21 protein-coding genes are annotated in these 22,245 nt (G+C 45.0%); 14 read left to right on the top strand and 7 right to left on the bottom strand.

The window, feature by feature from the left end:
- Positions 1-12: 12 nt before the first annotated feature.
- From GVV58_RS08750 to GVV58_RS08740, 3 genes are all read left to right on the top strand, one after another.
- Complete coding sequence (locus GVV58_RS08750; protein WP_005108434.1) at positions 13-1,332, top strand: MFS transporter; 1,320 nt, start codon at positions 13-15, stop codon at positions 1,330-1,332.
- A 165-nt stretch (positions 1,333-1,497) separates the two neighbouring features.
- Complete coding sequence (gene parC / locus GVV58_RS08745) at positions 1,498-3,717, top strand: DNA topoisomerase IV subunit A (protein WP_159516352.1); 2,220 nt, start codon at positions 1,498-1,500, stop codon at positions 3,715-3,717.
- Between the two features lie 151 nt (positions 3,718-3,868).
- On the top strand, positions 3,869-5,545 hold the full coding sequence (locus tag GVV58_RS08740; RefSeq protein ID WP_005094498.1) for a long-chain-fatty-acid--CoA ligase: 1,677 nt from the start codon (positions 3,869-3,871) through the stop codon (positions 5,543-5,545).
- A gap of 50 nt (positions 5,546-5,595) precedes the next feature.
- Here GVV58_RS08740 and GVV58_RS08735 read toward each other — a convergent pair whose 3' ends face one another.
- Positions 5,596-5,976, bottom strand: coding sequence for a hypothetical protein (locus GVV58_RS08735; RefSeq protein ID WP_074383676.1), 381 nt, complete (start codon positions 5,974-5,976; stop codon positions 5,596-5,598).
- Positions 5,977-6,076: 100 nt separating this feature from the next.
- Here GVV58_RS08735 and GVV58_RS08730 point away from each other — a divergent pair, with 100 nt between their 5' ends.
- Both GVV58_RS08730 and ppa read left to right on the top strand, forming a co-directional pair.
- Positions 6,077-6,475 (top strand): MAPEG family protein, encoded by a 399-nt coding sequence (locus GVV58_RS08730; RefSeq protein WP_159516351.1) that lies wholly within the window; start codon positions 6,077-6,079, stop codon positions 6,473-6,475.
- A gap of 119 nt (positions 6,476-6,594) precedes the next feature.
- Positions 6,595-7,131, top strand: a complete 537-nt coding sequence (ppa, locus tag GVV58_RS08725) for an inorganic diphosphatase (protein WP_074383675.1) — start codon at positions 6,595-6,597, stop codon at positions 7,129-7,131.
- 100 nt (positions 7,132-7,231) lie between these two features.
- Here ppa and GVV58_RS08720 read toward each other — a convergent pair whose 3' ends face one another.
- Positions 7,232-8,569, bottom strand: a complete 1,338-nt coding sequence (locus tag GVV58_RS08720) for an OprD family outer membrane porin (RefSeq protein WP_159516350.1) — start codon at positions 8,567-8,569, stop codon at positions 7,232-7,234.
- A 611-nt stretch (positions 8,570-9,180) separates the two neighbouring features.
- On the opposite strand from GVV58_RS08720, the gene GVV58_RS08715 reads away from it, so the two are divergent.
- Positions 9,181-9,912, top strand: a complete 732-nt coding sequence (locus GVV58_RS08715) for a TorF family putative porin (protein WP_159516349.1) — start codon at positions 9,181-9,183, stop codon at positions 9,910-9,912.
- Between the two features lie 47 nt (positions 9,913-9,959).
- Here GVV58_RS08715 and GVV58_RS08710 read toward each other — a convergent pair whose 3' ends face one another.
- Both GVV58_RS08710 and GVV58_RS08705 read right to left on the bottom strand, forming a co-directional pair.
- Entirely contained in the window at positions 9,960-11,450 is a 1,491-nt protein-coding gene (locus GVV58_RS08710; RefSeq protein ID WP_005094488.1) for a YifB family Mg chelatase-like AAA ATPase, read from the bottom strand.
- A gap of 66 nt (positions 11,451-11,516) precedes the next feature.
- Positions 11,517-11,744: an accessory factor UbiK family protein gene (locus GVV58_RS08705; RefSeq protein WP_005094487.1), complete on the bottom strand. Its 228-nt coding sequence runs from the start codon at positions 11,742-11,744 to the stop codon at positions 11,517-11,519.
- A gap of 277 nt (positions 11,745-12,021) precedes the next feature.
- Here GVV58_RS08705 and glnK point away from each other — a divergent pair, with 277 nt between their 5' ends.
- From glnK to GVV58_RS08670, 7 genes are all read left to right on the top strand, one after another.
- Positions 12,022-12,360: a P-II family nitrogen regulator gene (glnK, locus tag GVV58_RS08700; RefSeq protein ID WP_005094485.1), complete on the top strand. Its 339-nt coding sequence runs from the start codon at positions 12,022-12,024 to the stop codon at positions 12,358-12,360.
- A gap of 59 nt (positions 12,361-12,419) precedes the next feature.
- On the top strand, positions 12,420-13,832 hold the full coding sequence (locus tag GVV58_RS08695; protein WP_159516348.1) for an ammonium transporter: 1,413 nt from the start codon (positions 12,420-12,422) through the stop codon (positions 13,830-13,832).
- Between the two features lie 140 nt (positions 13,833-13,972).
- A complete protein-coding gene (gene nrdR / locus GVV58_RS08690; protein WP_005094481.1) occupies positions 13,973-14,437 on the top strand; it encodes a transcriptional regulator NrdR in 465 nt (154 codons plus the stop codon).
- 2 nt (positions 14,438-14,439) lie between these two features.
- Positions 14,440-15,528, top strand: coding sequence for a bifunctional diaminohydroxyphosphoribosylaminopyrimidine deaminase/5-amino-6-(5-phosphoribosylamino)uracil reductase RibD (gene ribD / locus GVV58_RS08685; protein ID WP_005169044.1), 1,089 nt, complete (start codon positions 14,440-14,442; stop codon positions 15,526-15,528).
- Positions 15,525-16,817, top strand: a complete 1,293-nt coding sequence (locus GVV58_RS08680) for a DNA adenine methylase (protein WP_159516347.1) — start codon at positions 15,525-15,527, stop codon at positions 16,815-16,817. The genes ribD and GVV58_RS08680 overlap by 4 nt, the downstream gene beginning before the upstream one ends.
- Before the next feature lie 20 nt (positions 16,818-16,837).
- Positions 16,838-17,497, top strand: a complete 660-nt coding sequence (locus GVV58_RS08675; RefSeq protein ID WP_159516346.1) for a riboflavin synthase — start codon at positions 16,838-16,840, stop codon at positions 17,495-17,497.
- A gap of 109 nt (positions 17,498-17,606) precedes the next feature.
- On the top strand, positions 17,607-18,152 hold the full coding sequence (locus GVV58_RS08670) for a VTT domain-containing protein (RefSeq protein ID WP_005094471.1): 546 nt from the start codon (positions 17,607-17,609) through the stop codon (positions 18,150-18,152).
- A 330-nt stretch (positions 18,153-18,482) separates the two neighbouring features.
- Here GVV58_RS08670 and GVV58_RS08665 read toward each other — a convergent pair whose 3' ends face one another.
- The 3 genes from GVV58_RS08665 to GVV58_RS08655 are packed head-to-tail and all read right to left on the bottom strand — an operon-like array spanning position 18,483 to position 20,987.
- Positions 18,483-19,112: a hypothetical protein gene (locus tag GVV58_RS08665; RefSeq protein WP_159516345.1), complete on the bottom strand. Its 630-nt coding sequence runs from the start codon at positions 19,110-19,112 to the stop codon at positions 18,483-18,485.
- 26 nt (positions 19,113-19,138) lie between these two features.
- Positions 19,139-19,546: a DNA polymerase III subunit chi gene (locus tag GVV58_RS08660; protein ID WP_005169032.1), complete on the bottom strand. Its 408-nt coding sequence runs from the start codon at positions 19,544-19,546 to the stop codon at positions 19,139-19,141.
- Positions 19,539-20,987: a leucyl aminopeptidase gene (locus tag GVV58_RS08655; RefSeq protein ID WP_159516344.1), complete on the bottom strand. Its 1,449-nt coding sequence runs from the start codon at positions 20,985-20,987 to the stop codon at positions 19,539-19,541. Before GVV58_RS08655 ends, GVV58_RS08660 begins: the two co-directional genes overlap by 8 nt.
- A gap of 156 nt (positions 20,988-21,143) precedes the next feature.
- Between GVV58_RS08655 and lptF the strand changes: the two genes are divergently transcribed.
- Positions 21,144-22,244, top strand: a complete 1,101-nt coding sequence (gene lptF, locus GVV58_RS08650; RefSeq protein ID WP_005094462.1) for an LPS export ABC transporter permease LptF — start codon at positions 21,144-21,146, stop codon at positions 22,242-22,244.
- The last annotated feature ends 1 nt before the right edge of the window (position 22,245 follow it).

Below are 22,245 nucleotides of genomic sequence, written 5' to 3'. Positions count from 1 at the left end.
GAGATTTTTGTTATGGATTTAGTTTCTCGCATACAACGCTTACCGATTGGTCGGTTTCATTACACCTTGCTGGTGGTGATTGGACTCGGTTGGATGTTTGATGCCATGGATACCGGATTGATTTCGTTTATTCTGGCAAAAATGGCTGAAGACTGGCAGATGACTGCGGATCAAAAAAGCTGGGTAGTGTCGATTGGTTTTGTTGGTATGGCAATCGGTGCAATCTGTTCAGGTGGTCTGGCAGACCGTTTCGGCCGTAAAACCGTATTCGCTGTGACACTGGTGATTTATAGCTTGGCTACAGCGGCCTGCGCTTTTGCACCGAATTTGACCTGGTTGTTGGTGTTTCGTTTTATCGTCGGTTTAGGTCTGGGTGGACAGTTACCCGTGGCAGTGACGCTGGTCAGTGAATATATTCCTGCGCATGTGCGTGGCCGTTTTATCGTATTGCTGGAAAGCTTCTGGGGACTGGGCTGGTTGGTTGCGGCTCTGGTATCGCGCTTTGTCATTCCGGATTTTGGCTGGCAAACCGCTTTCCTGATCGGTGGTCTGCCTGCGCTATATGCGATTGTGATCTGGAAAATGGTGCCGGAATCTATTCCATTTCTGATTAACCGTGGCCGTGTAGAAGAAGCTTCGGCACTGGTGAAAAAGATCGAGCGTCAATGCGGCGTTGAAGTTTATGAAATCTTTGAAGTGAAGCCGGTCGCAGAGAAACAGTATATTTCATTTACCCAGTTGTGGTCGGGTATCTTTGCGCGTCGTACCCTCATGCTGTGGCTGATCTGGTTCGGTATTATATTTTCTTATTATGGCATCTTTACCTGGTTGCCAAGTTTGCTGGTCAAAGAAGGCTATAGCATCGTCCAGTCCTTTGAATACGTGCTGATTATGATTTTAGCGCAGTTGCCCGGTTATCTGGTGGCAGCATGGCTGGTCGAAAAACTCGGTCGTAAACCGACCTTGGCAGGTTTCATCGGCATGTGTGCCATCTCGGCATATTTCTTTGGCCAGTCGGGCAGTGTCACCGAAATTGTGATCTGGGGCTGTCTGATGTCCTTCTTTAATCTGGGTGCTTGGGGCGTGCTTTATACCTATACACCAGAACAATATCCAACCAATATCCGTGCTTTTGGTTCAGGCTGGGCTGGCGCAGTAGGCCGAATTGGGGGCATCGCAGCACCTTTTGCTGTCACCCATCTGATGGGCATGCCAAATGGTTTCAGTTATGTCTTCACCATGTTTACTGCGGTTCTGGTTGCCGTTGCAATCGTGATTCTGGTTTTGGGTGAAGAAACCAAAGGCAAGACCCTTGAGTCGATGGGCTTATAAACTTGATGAATTTTTAGTTGCTTAGGGTCTATAAAGTGGATATTTTTAGGCCATAAGACACAAATTGTCGCGCTGAGGCATTTGATGCTCTTGTGTCATCCCCAGCCGCGACATAGCATAAGAAACATTGATACAAAAATGAATTATTTAGGACTATAGGTTGTTATGACAAGCCTTGCGCATCATGCGACAGAAAACCGCTCCGTAGCAGAATTTACCGAACAAGCTTATCTGAATTACGCCATGTACGTGATTATGGATCGGGCATTACCGCACATCAGTGATGGCCTGAAACCGGTACAGCGCCGTATTGTCTATGCCATGAGTGAGCTGGGCCTGAAATGGACCAGCAAACCAAAGAAATCTGCACGTACCGTCGGTGACGTACTGGGTAAATATCATCCGCATGGTGACTTGGCCTGTTATGAAGCCATGGTGCTGATGGCACAGCCGTTTAGCTATCGTTATCCGTTTATTGAAGGACAGGGCAACTGGGGCTCACCCGATGATCCGAAGTCTTTTGCCGCAATGCGTTATACCGAAGCCAAACTGTCTCAGTACAGTGAACTGTTACTGTCTGAACTGGGTCAGGGTACCTGTGACTGGCAGGACAACTTTGACGGTTCGATGAAAGAGCCGGTGAACTTGCCGGCACGTGTACCGAATATTCTCTTAAATGGTACAACGGGAATCGCCGTCGGTATGGCCACCGACATTCCGCCGCATAACCTGCGTGAAGTGATTAAAGGCACCATTGCCCTGATTCGTAACCCGAATCTGACCGATGAAAAAATCTCAGAATATATTCCTGCGCCGGACTTGCCGACCAAAGCAGAAATTATTACCCCACCGGCTGAACTGTTAAAAATTCAGGTCACAGGTCGTGGTAGTTATCGTATGCGCGCGGTCTATACCGTCGATAAAAATGAGATTGTGATTACCGAACTGCCATATCAGGTCTCAGGCTCCAAAATCATCACCCAGATTGCCGACCAGATGCAGGCCAAGAAACTGCCTTTGGTCAGCGATGTACGGGATGAATCGGATCATGCCAATCCAACCCGTTTAGTGATTGTATTGCGTTCTAACCGGATTGATGCCGAAGCGGTGATGAGTCATTTATTTGCCACCACTGATCTGGAATCGAGCTACCGTGTCAACATGAATATGATTGGTGCTGATGGCCGTCCACAGGTGAAATCGATTCGTCGCATTTTACTGGAATGGATCGAGATCCGTAAAAACACGGTGACCCGTCGTCTGCAATATCATCTGAACAAAATCGAAAAACGCCTGCATATTCTGGGGGGGCTGATCATTGCCTACTTGAGTATCGATGAAGTGATTCAGATTATTCGTGAACAAGATCAGCCCAAGCCCGTGTTAATGGAACGCTTTGGCATTGATGAGATTCAGGCCGAAGCCATTCTGGAGCTGAAATTGCGTCATTTGGCCAAGCTTGAAGAAATGGAAATGCGCCGTGAGCAGGACGAGCTGGAAGCGAAGGCTGCGGTGATTCGTGAACAGCTGGCCAATCCGGAATCTTTAAAAGCGCTGATCATCAATGAACTGAAAGATGATGCCAAGAAATTTGGCGATGATCGCCGTTCGCCACTGGTGCAACGTGCCGAAGCTGCTGCGATTAATGAAAATGAAATGTTACCAGCCGATCCTGTGACTGTGATTTTGTCAGAAGCCGGCTGGATTCGCTGTGCCAAAGGCCATGATGTTGACGCTGAAAATCTGAATTTCCGTGCCGGTGATCAATATCTCAGTCATGCACAGGGCAAATCCAATCAGCGTGTCTATGTATTGGATGAATCGGGACGTAGTTATGCCTTGCCAATCAATAACCTGCCGTCGGCGCGTGGTCTGGGTGAACCTTTAAGTTCAAAATTATCACCTGCCAGCGGCATCGGTTTTAAACAGGTCTTTGTTGCAGAGGATGAGACGGAAGTCCTGGCGCTGAGTGACAAGGGTTATGGTTTTAAAACGCAGGCCAAACAGCTGGATACCAATGCCAAAGCAGGGAAGGCCTTCCTGAACTTATCCGATGGGGCGCAAGTCATGAGCCTGCAGCCACTTGAAGATGCCACGCATGTTGCACTGCTCAGTTCAGCAGGACGCCTGTTGATTGTCGATTTAGCAGAATTGCCTGTATTGAACAAAGGTAAAGGAAATAAATTGATACAACTTGAAGGTGTTGATCAAATTTTGTCCATGACAATATTGAAGCTTGATGAAATAATTCAAGTGCTTGCAGGACAACAGCAGTTAAAATTAAAAGGGGATGATTTGCAGAAATATATCGGCAAGCGCGGTGCAAAAGGACAGCTTTTACCACGCGGATATCAAAAAGCAAATAAACTGTTGATTCAAAGATAAGACTAGCATCCATCCTGTAAAATACGTTATATATGAACAACGATTCAACAAGATGGATGCAATATTGCACATATACAAGTCTAAAAATGGCGTGTGATATTGAAAAAAACAGTTGAAAACACTAAGGATTATGATTGGAGAGATGGGCATTATGGAAAAAATTTGGTTGGCTGAATACCAAAAGACAGGGATTCCGGAAACAGTAGAATTACCGGCAGAGAATACTTCTCTAGTCGATGTTTTTGAACGTAATTTCCAAAAATTTGGTTCGCGTGATGCCTTTATCTTTATGGATAAGGCCATGACTTTCAATGATCTGGAAGAGGCGAGCCGTAAGTTTGCAACGTATTTACAAAGCTTGGGGTTGGCAAAAGGTTCACGTGTGGCGGTGATGATGCCAAACGTTCTTCAGTATCCGGTCGTGGCACTTGGGGTTTTCCGCGCAGGGTTGGTACTGGTCAACGTCAATCCACTTTATACTTCGCGTGAACTTGAGCATCAACTTAATGACTCAGGTTCTGAAGTCCTGGTGATTATTGAGAACTTTGCCTCTGTTTACCAAGCGATTCTGGGTAAAACCCCGGTAAAACATGTGGTTATTGCTTCTGTAGGCGATATGCTGGGTGCTTTGAAAGGAACTCTGGTGAACTTTGTCTTGCGTTCTGTGCGTAAGCAGATTCCAGCTTGGGACATTCCAGGCCACGTGAAATTCAATACGGCATTAAATAAAATTAGCCCGAGCAATTACAAACGTCCTGAGTTGAGCCTGAGCGATACCGCGGTTCTACAATATACTGGTGGTACTACCGGCGTATCGAAAGGGGCTGAACTGACACATCGTAACCTGGTTGCGAACATGTTGCAGTGTGACGGGATCTTCCAGAGTAAGTTTGGTGCACAAGATGGCCAGCCAGATGACCGTATTTTCTGTGCCTTGCCGCTTTATCATATCTTTGCATTCATGGTGTGCGCACTTTATGGCATGTATAAAGGTCAGGCCAACGTCCTGATTCCGAATCCGCGTGATCTTCCTGCAGTGATGAAGGAACTACGTAAATACCAGCCGACTTTCTTCCCGGCAGTGAATACACTATTCAATGCGCTGGTGAACAATGAAGAGTTCAAACAGCTTGATCATAGCAAATTGAAAATGGCGATGGGCGGCGGTATGGCGGTACTTCCTTCTACAGCAGCAGCGTGGAAAAAGCTCACTGGAACCAATATTGTTGAAGGTTATGGCTTGTCTGAAACCTCTCCGGTTGCAACGGCAAACCCGCCTGCTTCTGAAGAATTCAGTGGCACCATCGGTATTCCATTGCCATTAACTGAAGTGGCGATTCTGGATGATGACGGCAATGAAGTTGCACTGGGTGAGCAAGGTGAAATTTCAATCCGTGGTCCTCAGGTCATGAAAGGCTACTGGAACCGCCCAGACGAAACTGAAAAAGTCATGGTTAATGGCTTCTTCCGTACTGGTGATATCGGTGTCATGGATTCACGTGGTTATGTGAAAATCGTAGACCGTAAAAAAGACATGATTTTAGTGTCTGGTTTTAACGTGTATCCATCTGAGATTGAAGAAGTTGTTGCAACCCATCCAAAAGTACTGGAAGTGGCTGCGATTGGTGTGCCAGATGAAAAATCTGGTGAAGTACCGAAACTGTTTGTTGTGAAAAAAGATCCGTCTTTGACCACAGAAGAAGTCTTGGCCTTCGCTAAAGAAAATCTGACCGGTTATAAACGTCCACGCTATGTGGAGTTTATGGACGAATTACCGAAATCGAACGTGGGTAAAATCCTGCGTAAAGATTTACGTAAAACAGCTTAAACTCGATATTAAAAAAAGCGCCTGATGGCGCTTTTTTTATTTGCAGGTTTTTATTTTTTCATGAGCCAGCGGTCAAAATAAGGACGTCCTACACCGACTACTCCCAGAAAAATAAACATGGTGCCAAATTGGCGGGTAAATCCTGTCTGGTTAAAGTTGCCATAACTCAGAATATTGTCGACCACACAATAGACCAAAATGGCTACCACCCAGTGCCAGATTGGCATGCGCTTGATGCCGACGGCATAAAAGGCAATCCATAAAATGGCAAAGCTAAAGATCGGCGACCAGATATTCATATTGGCACAAATCACGGCCATCAAAAAAGCCACAATCGGCAGCACGATTTTTAATACGCGATCCACTTGACGTTGATGCTGGCGCTGTTTATCGAGGACATCGAACATTTCATTTTGCTCAGGCGCGACCATAGTGAATCCTTCTTAAGTAATAAAAAACACTCTATTTAACAAAATTTATTCACGAAACACCATGCTATGATAGATATAAAATTTTCATGAGAAAAAACAGATGCACAGCATTAGTGGGGTGATTTATCTCATTTTAGCCGCTTGTCTTTTGCCTTATGTATTTACTTTGATTGCAAAGAAATCGGCAGGCTTTAGCGCAAAAGACAATCAGAACCCACGAGAGTTTTTAGCAAAATCAACCGGGCTCTCGAGCCGTGCCAATGCGGTTCAACAAAATAGTTTTGAAAGTTTACCATTGTTTATTGCCGCTATTTTAATGGCTGAATATATGGTGGTTCCTCAAACCCTGGTCATGACCTTCGGGATAGCCTATCTGGTTTTTCGTGTGCTATATGGTATTTGCTATCTGGCCAATTGGGCGACCTTACGCTCAATTGTCTGGCTGCTTTCAATCTTGTGTCCGGTAGCTTTGCTGCTTTTGATTATCAAGATGGTCTAAGTCGCCTCGACGTTGCCAGACATATTTACAGTTCGATATTTTAAAATCCAAAAATTTCTTGAAAAACCGTTATAATTGTCGCGGTTTTTAAAAGATATAACTTGTTAAAGAGTGATGCTATGAGCTACAGCAATATCCCAGCGGGTAAAGATGCGCCAAACGACATCTATGTCATTATCGAAATCCCTGCAAACGCAGCACCGATCAAATACGAAATTGATAAAGATTCTGATGCATTATTCGTAGACCGTTTCATGGGTACAGCAATGTTCTACCCAGCAAACTATGGTTATGTGCCAAATACACTATCTCTTGATGGTGATCCACTTGATGTATTGGTTGTGACGCCACACCCAGTAGAGCCAGGTTCTGTGATCCGTTGCCGTCCAGTGGGTAAACTGAACATGGAAGATGATGGCGGTGTTGATGCGAAACTGGTTGCAGTTCCACACGACAAACTGACTCCAATCTACAAAGATATTCAGGAATATACTGATCTTCCGCCATTGTTGATTAGCCAGATTGAACATTTCTTCCAGCACTACAAAGATTTAGAGCCTGGAAAATGGGTTAAGTTAAGTGGTTGGGAAGGTGCTGATGTTGCGAAACAGGAAGTACTCGACTCAATTGCTGCATATGCAGAAGCAAACAAATAATTGCTTTGCTTGTGAGTTTAAGTCTTTAAATTTTTAAAGCTTAAATTGAAAAAACCTGCACATTGTGCAGGTTTTTTTTATGGCTTGAACTTCGAGTGAATTAGAATAATTTCACAGGAATGTCTAACCAGATACGCCATTCATTAGTATCACCAATATAGTTGCCAGCTTGGTAGTTATCACTTGCGCGGTAGTAAGAATGACGAAGACGTAAGCTTGCATCTTTTGCAAAACCAGACTGAACTGTGTATTTTACCTGGTTAAAGAACTCACGTTCTTGACCCTCTTTATCTGAGTTGTTTACATTGATATCCCAACCATACACAAATGCAGAAGTCCAGTTCAGACCAGGCAGACCATGGTTTTTAAAGCTATAGTTATACTGTAAACCTACAGACTTTTCATCATTACCAACGAAATCAGATAAGTATGAGTTTGGCATGTAAATAGATTGTGCGCCATCTGCATTTTCCCCATAGTCATAACCGGTATTACCTGTATTTTGTTGGTAAGCCAGCATTACGTTATGGACATCTTTATTATAGGTAGTAGAGACTGCCCAAATAGAGTTCTGGCGGTCAGAGAGATTATCTGTAGTTTCAGAATATGTACTACCTTCTCTATCCCATTCAGTATGATAGCCACTGAAATCATGAGTTAAGCTACTATCTTCTGATAAAGTATAGGTATAGTTTGCATTAACATAATGACGATCTAAACGATCTTTAACGTCTACACCATAATAAGAAGCATTTAAGGCATCACTAAATTTATATTTTGCACCCCATACAACGGCACGATCTAAATTACGTCCATCAGTTTCAATCTGATCAGAATATTGGTTTTTAGTGAATTTACCAGCTGTTAATGACAGGTTGTCAATTTCATTGCTAGTAACTAATAGGCCTTCAAAGTATTCAGGAACTAAACGTGCTGTATTTGAAGCCAATACTGGAATATCTAAAATTTGAGTACCGTATACAGCAGTTGTATTAGATATACGAGCCTTCACATAAGCACCACCACGCGCCCAGTGATCGTAAGTATCACCAATGCCTTTTTTATATTCCCCTTGGTCATTAAAACCAGCTTCACGAGGAATCATCCCATTACCAGCATTATTATTATTACCTAACTTAAATGAAGCATCACCAATAATACCAACACCAAAACCGATGGTACCTTGTGTGAAACCTGAGTCTAATTTAACAATCGCTGTTTGAGCAGCTGAACTTGTATCATTAACAACTTTGCGTTCACCAGTTTGATTGTCATTGTAGTTTGTTTTATCGCGATGCAAATAGCCCGTGCGGAACAATACAGTACCTTCAGCGTCTTCTACAAAACCTTTAGACTCGCTTTGCTCGCTAGCGAAAGCGGTAGAAACCAAAGCAGCCTGGATTAAAACTGCCAATGTTAATTTTTTTGAATTTTGCATTGGGGAGAGAGCCTTATACAAATTGATCGGAATTTTTAGGAATTGTATAAGAATTGCTGAAAAAATGTCATTTTTTATTGAGCATATTCCACTAAAGTTAAGATTTTTTACAGATTACATAAGAATCTGATTGAATATTGAGTGGCGTATTTTTTTATCTATCATAAAAAATTTATTAAAAACAATAGTATATTTAAATATCAAAATAATGAGCTTAAGCATCTTCATCCTAGAACTGTTCAGTCTATTTACTTTTTTAAAGTTAAAATTCTACAACAAGATCAAGAGTGGTGATGATGCACTGTTTTTTAGCATAAATTTTAATCAATATGGAAATGGGGTTAAAAAGAGGCAATATGTAAATAAATATATATTGTTTAAAAAAACAATAAGAGAGTATTGAAAAACATTTTGAGAATGAATTATCCAGCGTAAAGGTATTTTAAATATTCTATTTTTTAATTTTAAATCAAATGCTTAAAGTGGAAAGTATTTTTCTATTTTTAGCTCATTTGTATTTCTTTCTCGATTGGCATAGCTTTTGCAAAGTTTATCCCGAGTGCAATAAATGATCATAAAAACGTCTGAGGACGGTCTTGGGGAGCCATATAATGAAACTAATTTTAAAAGCCTTATCCGTTGCTGTGCTGGGTGCTGCATCTACTTTCACTTTTGCAGCTGAACCTGCATCGGAACATACATTCTCTGGAAATATTAGCGTACTTTCGAGCTATAACTTGCGTGGTATCACCAATGTACCTGAAAATAAAGGCGCGACATTACAAGGTGGACTCGATTATAACCATGCCTCTGGTTTTTATGCAGGATGGTGGGGTTCAACCCTAGATTATGGCAGCGATAATGGTAGCGAATTCGAAAATAACTTTTATGCAGGTTATAACGGTTCAATCAATGAAGATTTGGCTTATACCATCGGTCTAACTTACTATTATTACTATGATGTCGGAAATACAGACTCGAATGGCTTTGAAACCATGTTAGGTCTGAGCTACAAAGATTTCGGTATAAGCGCTCAAACACTTTTGGAAGATACCGCTTGGGGCAATACTGGCGATACCTACCTCAAAGGCAGCTATAGCTATGCCTTACCTCATGATTTTAGCCTGGATACCGCACTGGGTTTGTATATTTATAAAGAAAGTGGTGATTATATTCCTGACTCAACTGAAAGCTTTGGCTTCCGTCATTTTGATATCGGTTTAAGCAAGCCGCTTGCCGATACAGGCGTAACGGCAAGCATGAATTATATTCTGGGTGGTTATGATCGTAATGATGTAAAACAAAATAATAAAGTGGTCTTCGGGTTGGCTTACAGCTTCTAATTTCCTCCAGATAAAAAGCGACCTCAGGTCGCTTTTTATCTGTTGATTTAGATCTGTTGCTGTCCCCGATAAGACAAAGCTTCAGACAGATGCTGACTCTGGATTTCTGTGCTTTGATTTAAATCAGCAATGGTACGTGCCACCCGTAATACCCGATGATAGCCACGTGCGGATAAATTCAGTTTTTGTTGAGCCAGTTCAAGCATATTCTGGGCAGTCTGATCCAAGCCAGCATAATGTTCTAACTGTTTTGGACTCAAACTCATATTCAAGCTATTTTGCCGTTGCATCTGAATCTCATAAGCTGCTATCACGCGTTGTCTGACCGTTTCAGAGTCCTCTGTCGGCCGATTATCCTGTAACTCATGCGCCTGTAGGGGCGGTACATCAATATGTAAATCAATCCGATCCAGCAGCGGCCCTGAAATCCGGTTCTGATAGCGCTTGATACTGTCAGGCGAACACTGGCAGCGAATATCCTGATTAAAGGCATAACCGCATGGGCAAGGATTCATGGCAGCCACCAGCTGAAAATTGGCTGGAAAAGTGATCTGACGTGATGCACGTGAAATCACAATTTCTTTGGCTTCAAGAGGCTGGCGCAAAACTTCCAGTACCTTTCGATCAAATTCAGGCAATTCATCCAGAAATAACACGCCCAAATGCGCCAGCGTAATTTCACCCGGTTTGGGGTGTGAGCCGCCACCGACCAATGCAACAGCAGAAGCAGTATGATGCGGGGCTCGAAACGGCCGCTGGCCAAAAGGATGATTGGCATTGGCGACTGAATAAATACTGGCAACTTCCAGATTTTCCTGGGTTTTTAAAGGCGGTAAAATACTGGCTAATCGAGATGCGAGTAAGGTTTTTCCTGTCCCCGGTGGTCCTCGAAACAGCAGGGAATGGCCACCCGCTGCTGCAATTTCCAGTGCACGCCGTGGCCGCAATTGGCCTTTGACATCGGCAAGATCACATTTATAAAAATGGTTGGTATCGACTGGGATGGTTTGTATTTCTGCTAAGCACTGCGTCTGAGCAAGATGCTCACAGACCTCTTTTAGATGATTGGCAGCAAAGACCTTAAAGTCCGGGAGTTGGCAGGCTTCTTGTGCATTCGGACCCGGCAGCATCAGTTGATGCTGATCATGTTGACAGGCAATCGCAATGCTCAGGATCCCTGTGACTGGGCGAAGTTGACCATCGAGAGCCAATTCTCCAATAAACTCAAGATCATCGGTGCAGTTTTCCGGAAGCTGTCCGGAGGCGACCAAAATACCTAAAGCAATCGGTAAATCCAGACGCGAACCATCTTTCGGTAGATCTGCTGGAGCCAGATTAATGGTCAGGCGTTTGGTCGGAAACTGAAAGCCACTATTTAAAATGGCAGAACGCACCCGGTCTTTACTTTCCCGGACTGCGGCTTCAGGAAGCCCCACAATCGTGAGTGAAGGCATGCCGGAACTGACATGAACTTCGACTTCAATTAAAGGCGCGTGCAGGCCAAGCAAGCCTCGTGTATAAATTTTGGCAAAAGACATTATTATTGTTCCAATTTAGTGCATTATTTTTATCGGTCTTAGGTCTTTTGTGCACTGTACTTGTGCTTATTTTTTATTCGAAATTTTATCTTCTAAGGCTTCAACCTGTTTCAGCAAATCATTGAGGCGATGATTGGCATTATCGAGGGCAGTACGTTGACGTTCAATTTCTTCTTTGGACACCAGATCCATTTTTGTCACAGCTTCATTTAATAGAGCACGAATATTCTGTTCCAGATCTTTCTTAGGTTGTTCAACTTGCTGCAAAATTGCTTGTAATAGGGTTTCAATCATTGTCTGATCCATCGCCATCGAAAGGAAGCGACAGTTTAGCATTGCTCGAATACAGACCCTAGTATTTCAGACAAAATATAGGCTTAATCGATAAGAGATATTGTAAAAATCCACATAAAAAATGTCGGTTTTTTAAAGATTCAAAACCTTTATAAGTATAAAATAAGGTATAAATAAACCGCATGCCGGGCTTTCTAATTTCCCCCGACCTTAGGAATCTTGGCATGAAATTTGAACGTAAAACCTTACTGGTGAAATAAGCCGAAGGAAAACAAACATGAAGCTCGTAACTGCAATCGTAAAACCTTTTAAATTGGATGATGTTCGTGAAGCATTGTCTGAAATTGGTGTTCAAGGCATCACTGTAACTGAAGTGAAAGGCTTTGGTCGTCAAAAAGGCCATACTGAACTCTATCGTGGTGCTGAATACGTTGTAGATTTCCTGCCGAAAGTCAAAATTGAAATCGCGATTAGCGATGACATGGTTGACTCCGTCATTGAATCTATTACGCGTGTTGCTAGCACTGGAAAAATTGGTGACGGAAAAATTTTCGTGACGAACTTAGAACAAGTCATCCGTATTCGTACAGGTGAAACAGGTGCAGACGCTGTTTAACTTGGCACGAAGTTTGCTGAGTACCTAAGAACTCACAAAAACTTGGTTGGGGGATACGAATGAAAAAAATGCTACTTGCGTTCGGCATGGCCGGCGCACTTTTTGGTGGTTCTGTTGCATGGGCTGAAAATGCTGCAACAGCAACACCACCCGCAGAAGACATTGTGCTTGTTGAAGAAACAGGCGAAACCACACTGAATAATACGGCAGATACTCCAGCAGCAATTGCTGAAGCAGCGCCAGTTGAAACAGCAGTACCTGCAGAAGAAGCAACATTAGATACAGGTGATACTGCCTGGGTTTTAACGTCCACCGCATTAGTTTTACTCATGACCATTCCGGGTCTAGCACTCTTTTATGGCGGTATGGTCCGTAAGAAAAACGTCCTGGCGACCATGGCGCATAGCTTTATTGCCGCTGCAGTCGTCAGCATTGTCTGGGTGATTATCGGTTATACCCTGGCCTTCGGGGAAGGGAATGCCTTCATTGGTAGCTTGGACAAATTTATGTTGGCCGGTATTACCACAGAGGCGCTTTCAGGCACCATTCCTGAAATTCTGTTTGTGATTTTCCAAATGACTTTTGCCATCATTACCGTTGCAATTATTAGTGGTTCGATCGCAGAACGGATGAAATTTGGTGCTTTCGTTGCTTTCATTGCACTTTGGGTGGTGATTGTCTATGCGCCGATTACTCACTGGGTCTGGGGCGGCGGCTGGTTGGGTAATGACGGTGCGCTCGATTTTGCTGGTGGTACAGTGGTTCACATCAACTCGGGTGTTGCCGGTCTGGTAGCAGCGTATATGCTGGGCAAACGTATGGGCCTGGGCCGTGAATCGATGGCGCCACACAACTTGACCCTTACTGTGGTGGGTGCATCTTTACTTTGGGTGGGCTGGTTCGGTTTCAACGGTGGTTCTGCCTTGGGTGCGAACGGCTCTGCAGGTTATGCGCTGGTGGTGACTCAGGTGGCAGCGGCAGCGGCAGCGCTCTCTTGGCTGATTACTGAAAAACTGGCACGTGGCAAAGCATCTGTATTAGGCGGCGTATCGGGTGCAGTTGCTGGTCTGGTGGTGATTACGCCAGCCGCAGGTTTTGTGACTGTCGGTGGTGCATTGGCGATGGGTCTGATCGGTGGTGTGGTGTGTTTCTGGGGGATTACTGCGCTGAAACGTGCCTTGAAAGCCGATGATTCTTTAGATGCGTTTGGCCTACATGGTGTAGGTGGTGTGGTCGGTGCAATTTTGACCGCTTTTTTTGCCAGCGAATTCATTATGGGGGATGCTGCGCCAGCCAACATGATGAGCCAGCTTTGGGTTCAAGTTGAAGGTGTACTTGCGACCATCGCTTACTCTGCCATCATGACCTTCATCATCCTGAAAGTGATTGACTTGATCATTGGTATCCGTGTCGCATCTGATGATGAGCGCATGGGTCTGGATTTGAGCCAGCATGGTGAACGTGTCGAATAATAATAAACACACAATAATCAATATATAGTGCAAAACAGCCCAAATGGGCTGTTTTTTTTCTATATGTTGCGTAAGACTCTACAAAGTTTGCAATTTTTGCTACACTCGGAATCCATCTGGATTTGTTCAATTAAACCGCTATGCATTGCCCATTTTGCAATACTGCCGACAGTAAAGTGATTGATTCACGCCTGGCAGCTGAAGGCTGTCAGATTCGTCGTCGCCGTGAATGTGTCAGTTGTAATGAACGTTTTACGACTTTTGAAAGTTATGAAGTGGTGATGCCGCGCGTGATTAAATCGGATGGCAAGAATGAACCCTTTGATGAAGCCAAATTACGTCGTTCCCTGATGCATGCCTTGCAGAAACGTCCGGTAACCCAAGAGCAGATTGAAACAGTTTTGAGCGATATCCAGTTACAGATTCGCCGTTTGGGTGAGCGTGATGTGAAATCGCGTACCATCGGTGAAATTGTCATGCAGTCTTTATTCGCACTCGATCACGTGGCCTATGTGCGTTTCGCTTCGGTTTATCAGGATTTCCAGGATGTTGAAGCTTTTCGTCATCAAATTGAACAGATGCAACAGCGAGAATCACAAGAATAAGCATGTCTGAACTGAATCAAGATCAAGTCTGGATGCGCCGCGCAATTCAGCTTGCCCAGCAAGGTCAATACTCGACCAAGCCCAATCCGAATGTCGGCTGTGTCATTGTCAAAGATGGCGTCATTATCGGTGAGGGTTTTCATCCTCAAGCAGGGCAGCCGCATGCTGAAGTATTCGCGCTGCGTCAGGCTAGTGAGCAGGCACGTGGTGCAACCGCGTATGTCACTTTGGAGCCGTGTGCGCATTATGGGCGAACGCCGCCATGTGCCAAGGGTCTGGTTGAAGCTGGTGTGGCTAAAGTGGTCGTGGCCTGTCCTGATCCAAATCCGCTGGTGGCGGGCAAGGGTGTACAGATTTTAAAAGATGCCGGTATCGATGTTGAAGTCGGGATTGGTCAGGAACAAGCGCATCAGCTGAATCAAGGTTTCCTGAAAGCCATGGCGACCGGCATGCCGTATGTGCGACTTAAAATTGCATCCAGTCTGGATGGCCGTACGGCGATGGCATCCGGTGAATCGAAATGGATTACCGGAGCCGAGGCGCGTCAGGACGTGCAGTATTGGCGGGCCATTTCCGGTGCAGTCATCACTGGGATTGAAACAGTTCTGGCCGATGACTGTCAGCTGAATGTGCGGCAACTCGATGGCATTGAAGATATTGAAACAGTAGTACAGCCCAAGCGTATCATTTTGGATCGTCAGGGGCGTTTGCCATTAACGGCGAAAATTCTAGCGCAAGCCGACACCGTGTTGGTGATGGGACCTTTTCGGCAAGAGCTGGCCGATCTGGGTGTGTTACAATTGCCGGTACAGCCTTTAAAACAATTATTGTCCCAGCTGGCTGAGCAGCATCAGATTTATGATGTCTTGGTGGAAGCAGGGGCGACCTTATCTACGGCATTTTTACAAGAACAATTGGTTGATGAACTGATCAGTTACGTTGCACCGACCTTATTGGGTCAGTCTGCACGTACTATGTTTAATGCAGAATTCAGCCTTATGGCAGAACAACTCCGATTTAAGCTGCGCGATGTGACCCGCTTGGGTGATGACGTGCGCTTCAGGTTAATTCCTTTTCAAGAGACACTATGAGTTCAGAGTCTACGGTTTATCATAAACGTCGCCATGCGGCACGTACCACCGATGAATATCTTTTCCATCAGCTGGTTCCTTATCTGGGCAACAAACGCCGTTTATTACATTTGATTCTGGAAGCACTTGAAATTACAGGAACTCTGAAGCGTGAAGATGGCCGTGCGCCGATTTTTGCTGATTTTTTTGCTGGTTCTGGTGTGGTATCACGCTTAGCCCGTCAAAATGGTTATCGCGTGATTGCCAATGACTGGGAACCCTATAGCCATGCATTGAATCATGCGGTGCTGGCCTGTACTGAAGCACCGGCGTTTAAAGAATTGGGTGGCTATCAGAAAGCCATTGATTATCTGAACCGTCTGCCGGAAGTGAAAGGCTGGGTCACGCATAACCTGTGTCCGCGCAATGATGAAATTTATGATCCCGCCCGTGACCGTTTGTTCTTTAAACGTCGTAACGGCATGCGTATTGATGCGATTCGTCAGCAGATTGCAGCTTGGCAGGCCCAAGGTGCCATTGACGATGTAGAGATGTCTGCCTTGCTGGCACCATTACTGTATTCAGCCAGTTTTGTCAGCAATACCTCGGGCGTTTTCAAGAGTTTCCACCACGGCTGGGGCGGAAAAACCCAAACGGCGCTGGAACGGATTGAATCTTTACTGTGGCTGACCCCAAGCCGCTTTTGCGAGTCGGATCAGAAGAAAGGTATGGCTGCCGAAATGTGGTGTGTCGATGCCCAGCATCTGGCCAATCAGATGAGCGGTTTTGAAGTAGATGTGGCTTATCTGGATCCACCGTATAATCAGCATGCCTATAGCAGTAATTACCATGTCCTGAATGCTTTGACCTTATGGGATCAGGCCGATTTACCGACGCCAGATACCAAGGGCTTCAAGAGCGGGATTGACCGGGCATGGCGCAAAGAGCGTCCGAGCCAGTACAACTCTTCCAAATATGCCAAAGAAGCCTATGAAAACTTGTTGGCGACCATTAATGCACGTTTTATCCTGACCAGTTATTCAACCGACGGCAATATCAGTGCCACCGATTTATTGCAGGCCAACTTGAAACGTGGCCGGGTGACCTTGCTGACTCAGGATGTACCACGTTATCGGGTCAGCAAACAGCGTCAGTCTGAGCGTGCACGTGTACTGGAATTTATTGTGATTACCGATACCCATGCCAAATCTGGCCCACCAATCCGCCAATTGCTGAGTCAGCTCCATCATTATGCTGAATTGGGTGGCGTCGATACTACTGGTGTCAGTACCCAGTTGGCACTGTGGTAAAGCATAGAAAAGGAAATAAAATGTTTACAGGTATTATCGAAAGTCTAGGCAAAGTCGACAGTCTGCAAAGTGTCGGTGGTGATATACGTTTACGCATCCAGACTGATCTGGACATGTCGGATGTACATCTGGGCGATTCTATTGCCACCAATGGTATCTGCCTGACGGTAATTGACTGGGGCGAGAACTGGTATGCAGCTGATGTATCTCGTGAAAGTCTGAACCGGACCACGCTCGGTACCTGGAAAGCCGGCCAACCTGTCAATGTCGAAAAAGCCATGCTGCCGACCACACGCTTTGGCGGGCATATTGTGTCAGGTCATGTCGATGCAGTGGGTGAAATCACCCTGGTGCGTGAAGATGCACGTTCGATTTATTATGAAGTGACTGCGCCTGCTGAAATTGCCAGATATCTGGCTGAAAAAGGCTCGGTCACAGTCGATGGTATTAGCCTGACCATTAATCATTTGCGCGGTAATGTGATTAGCCTGAACCTGATTCCGCATACTGCCGAGCGTACCAACATTGGCACCTGGAAAGCGGGCAGTAAAGTCAATCTGGAAGTCGATGTACTGGCACGCTATATCGAGCGTTTATTGCTCGGTGATAAAGCCGCTGAAACGACCCAGCAATCCAAAATCAGCATGGACTTCCTTGCCGAAAATGGTTTCTTAAAATAAGAAAAATGCTGAATTACTGAACAGTCTGATTGAAAAATTAGACTGTTTTTTTATTTTTCGGGATAATCAGTAGTTCAACTTGCAAATATTGCCTTGGTGGACGGGTCGAATGCTCGATTTTTTACTCAACTTGGAACAGTCATTACCGCTATTGCTTGATCAATATGGGGTATGGATCTACGCGATCCTGTTTCTGGTGATTTTTGCGGAAACCGGCTCAGTATTTTTCTTTTTTCTGCCCGGTGACAGTTTATTGCTGGCTGTAGGAGCTTTATGTGCCAGCAGCGATATATTGACCCTGCATTCGATGGGATTACTGCTCTTTACTGCATCGGTACTCGGCTACACCGTGAATTATTACACTGGAAAAGTGCTGGGCCTAAAATATTTTAATCGGCATTCACGCTATTTCAAGCCAGAATATATGGTGAAAACCAATCACTATTTTATGAAACATGGCGGTAAAACCATTCTGATTGCGCGTTTTATTCCTTTTGTTCGTTCATTTGGCCCTTTTGCTGCCGGTTCAGCCCATATGAGTTTTGCCACATTCAGCTTTTATAATATTACGGGTGGTATTCTCTGGATTGGTACTTTATTAAGTATTGGCTATTTGCTTGGAAATGCTGCCTTTATGCTGGCCGATGTGCTCTAAAAGATCAAATTAAAAATCCGAATCAGCCGGATGCCAGTTAGTTAAGCAATTGACTGGCATTTTCTTTTTTAAATTCATGATTATATTTGATGGGTGGAAAAGTCATCCGCAACTGTCTGAGGCATGCGGTGAATTGCACCGCAAGATGTCCTCCTTGCGAAGCTCCGCTTCTCATTTGGGCAAAACCAAATTAACCAATAATTTACAGATGTTTGATGTAAAACCTTAAGGCTCCATCGTGAACGGCTAAACAGTTAAAGCATCTATTTCTAAACTCCTTAACTGATCAGCATTACCGAATGAGCGGGCTTTTTATATGAGTTGGAATTTTTAATCAGGTCTCACTTGCCCGGAAAATTCTGAATTTTTCAGTATGTAGTCGATTTCTTCTTGGGCCGCCACACGCATTTGTTCTCTTAGTGCATTGATGGTCTGTTCAATCACCGTTTCTGCCTCAAGTTCCAGACGCAAACGCACACTCTCTAATTCGGATAAAATGGTGTGGTCTTGAATCTGGATACGACCTTGGGCAAAGTCAAAACTATGCTCAGGATTTTTCTGATAACGGGCAACATAGTGCTGCATTTCTGTCTCTAGACTGAGGTTTATGTCAGCGAGGGCTTGGGTCTGCTCAGCAAATTTACGCTGTTCATCCTGATATAGCTGTGCAATCGCAGCCTGCTCTGCGGCACGTTTATCGGCCAGAGCCTGTTCGAGTGCCAGCTGTCTGCGAATACGTGCAGCCTCAATCAATTCAGCCTTGCGCTGCGCATAGGCTTCTTCAATCTTGCGTTCAGATTCCTGCTGTAAGCGCTGATCACGAATCTGCCATTCTTCTAAAGAGGTTTCAGGCTTTAAAATGTCACAGATCCGAGAGAGGTCATCGATAAAGGTCTGACGTACAGCTTCCGGCACATTTAACCAGCGCTGTTTAAAATCTGGACCTACATTTAATGCCACATGCCTCTCCTTGTGGGTGATATCGGTTAAAGCTTATGGGTGTTGGGCTCAATACCTAAACGACGATATTGTTTGAATTTTTCACGACCCAGCTGTTTAGCCGTTTCATGGTTTTCAATGATCTCAATAATGTGACTAAATTTTGCGTAAGGTTCAAGTGCTTCCGGATTAAAATTGAAAATAATCCAGTCGGACTGTTCAGGCAATGTTGCCGAAATACACACGCTCGCCTCAGGCTGATCAATGCCATGCGGAATGAAACTCGCGGGATCAAAGCTCCACAGGCGTTCATCCAGCTGCTGCTGCAAGGCTGCATCGGCACATAGTAACCAGATCCGCGCCGGCTGGCGCAGAATCTTGCGGCATAAACGACAAGCACTTTCGACTTGTCGTTCAGGACTTTTTTCAAATAAATAAAAGCTGACCTTAGCCATTCGTTTGAACGCGGTTGGCCAGGAACTGCATCAATAATGGCACTGGACGCCCAGTTGCGCCTTTATTGGCACCTGAGTTCCATGCTGTACCTGCAACATCCAGATGTGCCCAGCGATATTCACGGGTAAAACGTTGCAAGAAGCAGGCTGCAGTGACAGAACCAGCTTTTGGGCCACCGATATTGCCAATATCGGCAAATGGTGAATCGAGTTGTTCCTGATAGTCATCTATGACCGGCATACGCCATACCCGGTCAAATGAATGCTGGCCGGCAGTTTCCAGTTCTGCTGCCAATTTATCATCTGGTGTGAACAGACCTGTCAGCACGGAACCCAAAGCCACCACACATGCACCGGTCAAGGTCGCAATATCAATCACCAGAGCAGGGTTGAAACGTTTCACATAGGTCAGGGTGTCACATAACACCAGACGACCTTCGGCATCGGTATTCAGGATTTCAACCGTTTGACCGCTCATCGTCGTGACGATATCACCTGGACGAGTGGCTTTACCAGAAGGCATATTTTCTGCTGCGGCAATGGTTCCTACCACATGCAGAGCTAAGCGGGACTCACACAATGCACGCATGGTACCCAGTACAGAGGCTGCACCGCACATGTCGTATTTCATTTCATCCATACCTGCGCCAGGTTTGAGTGAAATACCACCGGTATCAAAGGTAATGCCTTTACCGACCAGTACCACTGGCGCTTCACTACGCTCTGATTGATATTCAATGCTGATAATACGACCCGGACGCTCTGAACCCTGGCTGACTGCAAGGAAGGCACCCATGCCTAAATCTGCCATCTGTTGTTCATCCAGTACCGTGACTTTCAGTAAATCCGGATATTCAGCAGCCAAGGCGATGGCCTGATCTGCCAGATATTCCGGGAAACAGATATTGCCCGGACGGTTGCCCAGATCACGTGCCAGGTTTTGCCCGCTCTGTACTGCTTGAACCAGTTGCAGCTCTTCTGTCGTTAAAACGCTATGCGTGGCAATCAGGTCGATCTGTTCAAGTACAAATTCATTCTTTTTCGACTTATATTCATCATAACCATAGCTGGCTTGAGTCAAAGCCAGAGCAAACAGATAATGCAATTCTTGTGGAAGTTGTGTCAGGTCTACAGAAATCTGTTTGAATTTTTTTTGAGTGGCCTGAATAATAGTCTGGGCAATTTTTGCGAGTTTTGCTGGTTGCAATTCAGCGACTTTGCCTAAACCGATCAGTGCTGCATGGCTGGACTGGCTGACTTGGCCAATCAGGCTCAGACTTTCAGCCAAAGCTGCTTTGAACTGAGATGCTTCAATTAATCTGTCTAAATTGTTGATTTGATAGGTTGAGGTGGTATTTTGAAGTTGTTCTGAGTCAACTAAAATCAACAAAGATTGACTTGATCCATTCTCTGGGAATGACGTATTAATTGTAAGTTTCATATTCTGTTTTCACGCCTGTCTAGATTTGTAAATCATTCAGTCATTGAACCATTTATCTGAATAGAGTTTCAATGGGTAGGGCCGTCTAGGTTTTATATTTTTGCTATTCGGGTAAACTAGCACTCGTTTTATAGACCTTATTTTGGAAGAATTAATTTGATTATTCGGCGTTATCTGGTCAAGCAAGTTGTCTCGACATCCTTGGTGGTGATTGCCTTATTGACCTTGATCATGATGGGTGGCCGACTGATCAAGTATTTTGGTGTCGCAGCGCAAGGCCGTCTGGATGCAGGCATTTTATTTAGCATCATTGGCTACCGTTTGCCTGAGTTTTTGACCTTAATTCTTCCGCTCGGTTTCTTTATTGGCCTGATGCTGGTATTTGGCCGTTTATATGTCGACCATGAAATGGCGGTGATGAATGGCAGTGGTGTCAGCCGGCATCAATTGGCGCGCCTTCTGGTGCCGATGACCTTGGTGTTTCTCATTGCCCAAGCCGGCTTGATGCTCTGGGCAGCGCCATGGGGAATCCGCCAGTTTGAAGCGCTGACCACCAGTCAGGCGGTACGCACCGGCTTTGATCTGGTACGACCCAAAGAATTTATTTCCTCTGGCCCCTATACCATTTATGCCGGTGATCTGTCTGAAGACCGTAAAAACTTAAAAGATATTTTCTTCTATCAGCGGGCAGAAAAACCCGGTAAACCGGATGTGATGATTCTGGCCCAAGAAGCCACCCGCATCGAGGTGCCAAATGATGCGGCCAATGTGGTCGATCTGGTTCAAGGTCGCCGTTATGAAATTTATCCGGGCACTCCGCAATATACCCAGGCTGAATTTGCAAGCTATCGTCTGCGTTTAGAAAATGATGAGGAAGCACAGTTTGCCAGTGCTGAAGTTGAAGCCCTGCCAACCTCGCAATTGTGGCAGAACCGTCAGGATCCTGTGGTGGCCAGTGAATTAGGCTGGCGGGTATTTGTACCATTTGCGATTCTGATTGCTTTGATTCTGGCCGTGGCCTTGTCTGAAGTGAGTCCACGCCAAGGTCGTTATCTCAAGTTATTTCCGGCGCTCATGATTTTTGCCAGTCTGATTGTGGCGTTAATGGCCGTGAAAACCCGGATCAGTAAAGAGGAAATGGGGATCTGGGCTTATCCATTGATCCTGATTGCTTATGCGATTGCGGGTGCCTTGTTCTCACGTAAACAGAATTTGGCCCCGAAAATCAAGAAACAGATTCAGCGAGTGAGGTCTTAAT

It is taken from the genome of Acinetobacter sp. 18QD2AZ41W (genome assembly GCF_009829025.1).
GTDB lineage: Bacteria > Pseudomonadota > Gammaproteobacteria > Pseudomonadales > Moraxellaceae > Acinetobacter > Acinetobacter pseudolwoffii.
Note: the sequence above shows the minus strand (reverse complement) of the source record. Positions and strands in the feature narration are given on the sequence as shown.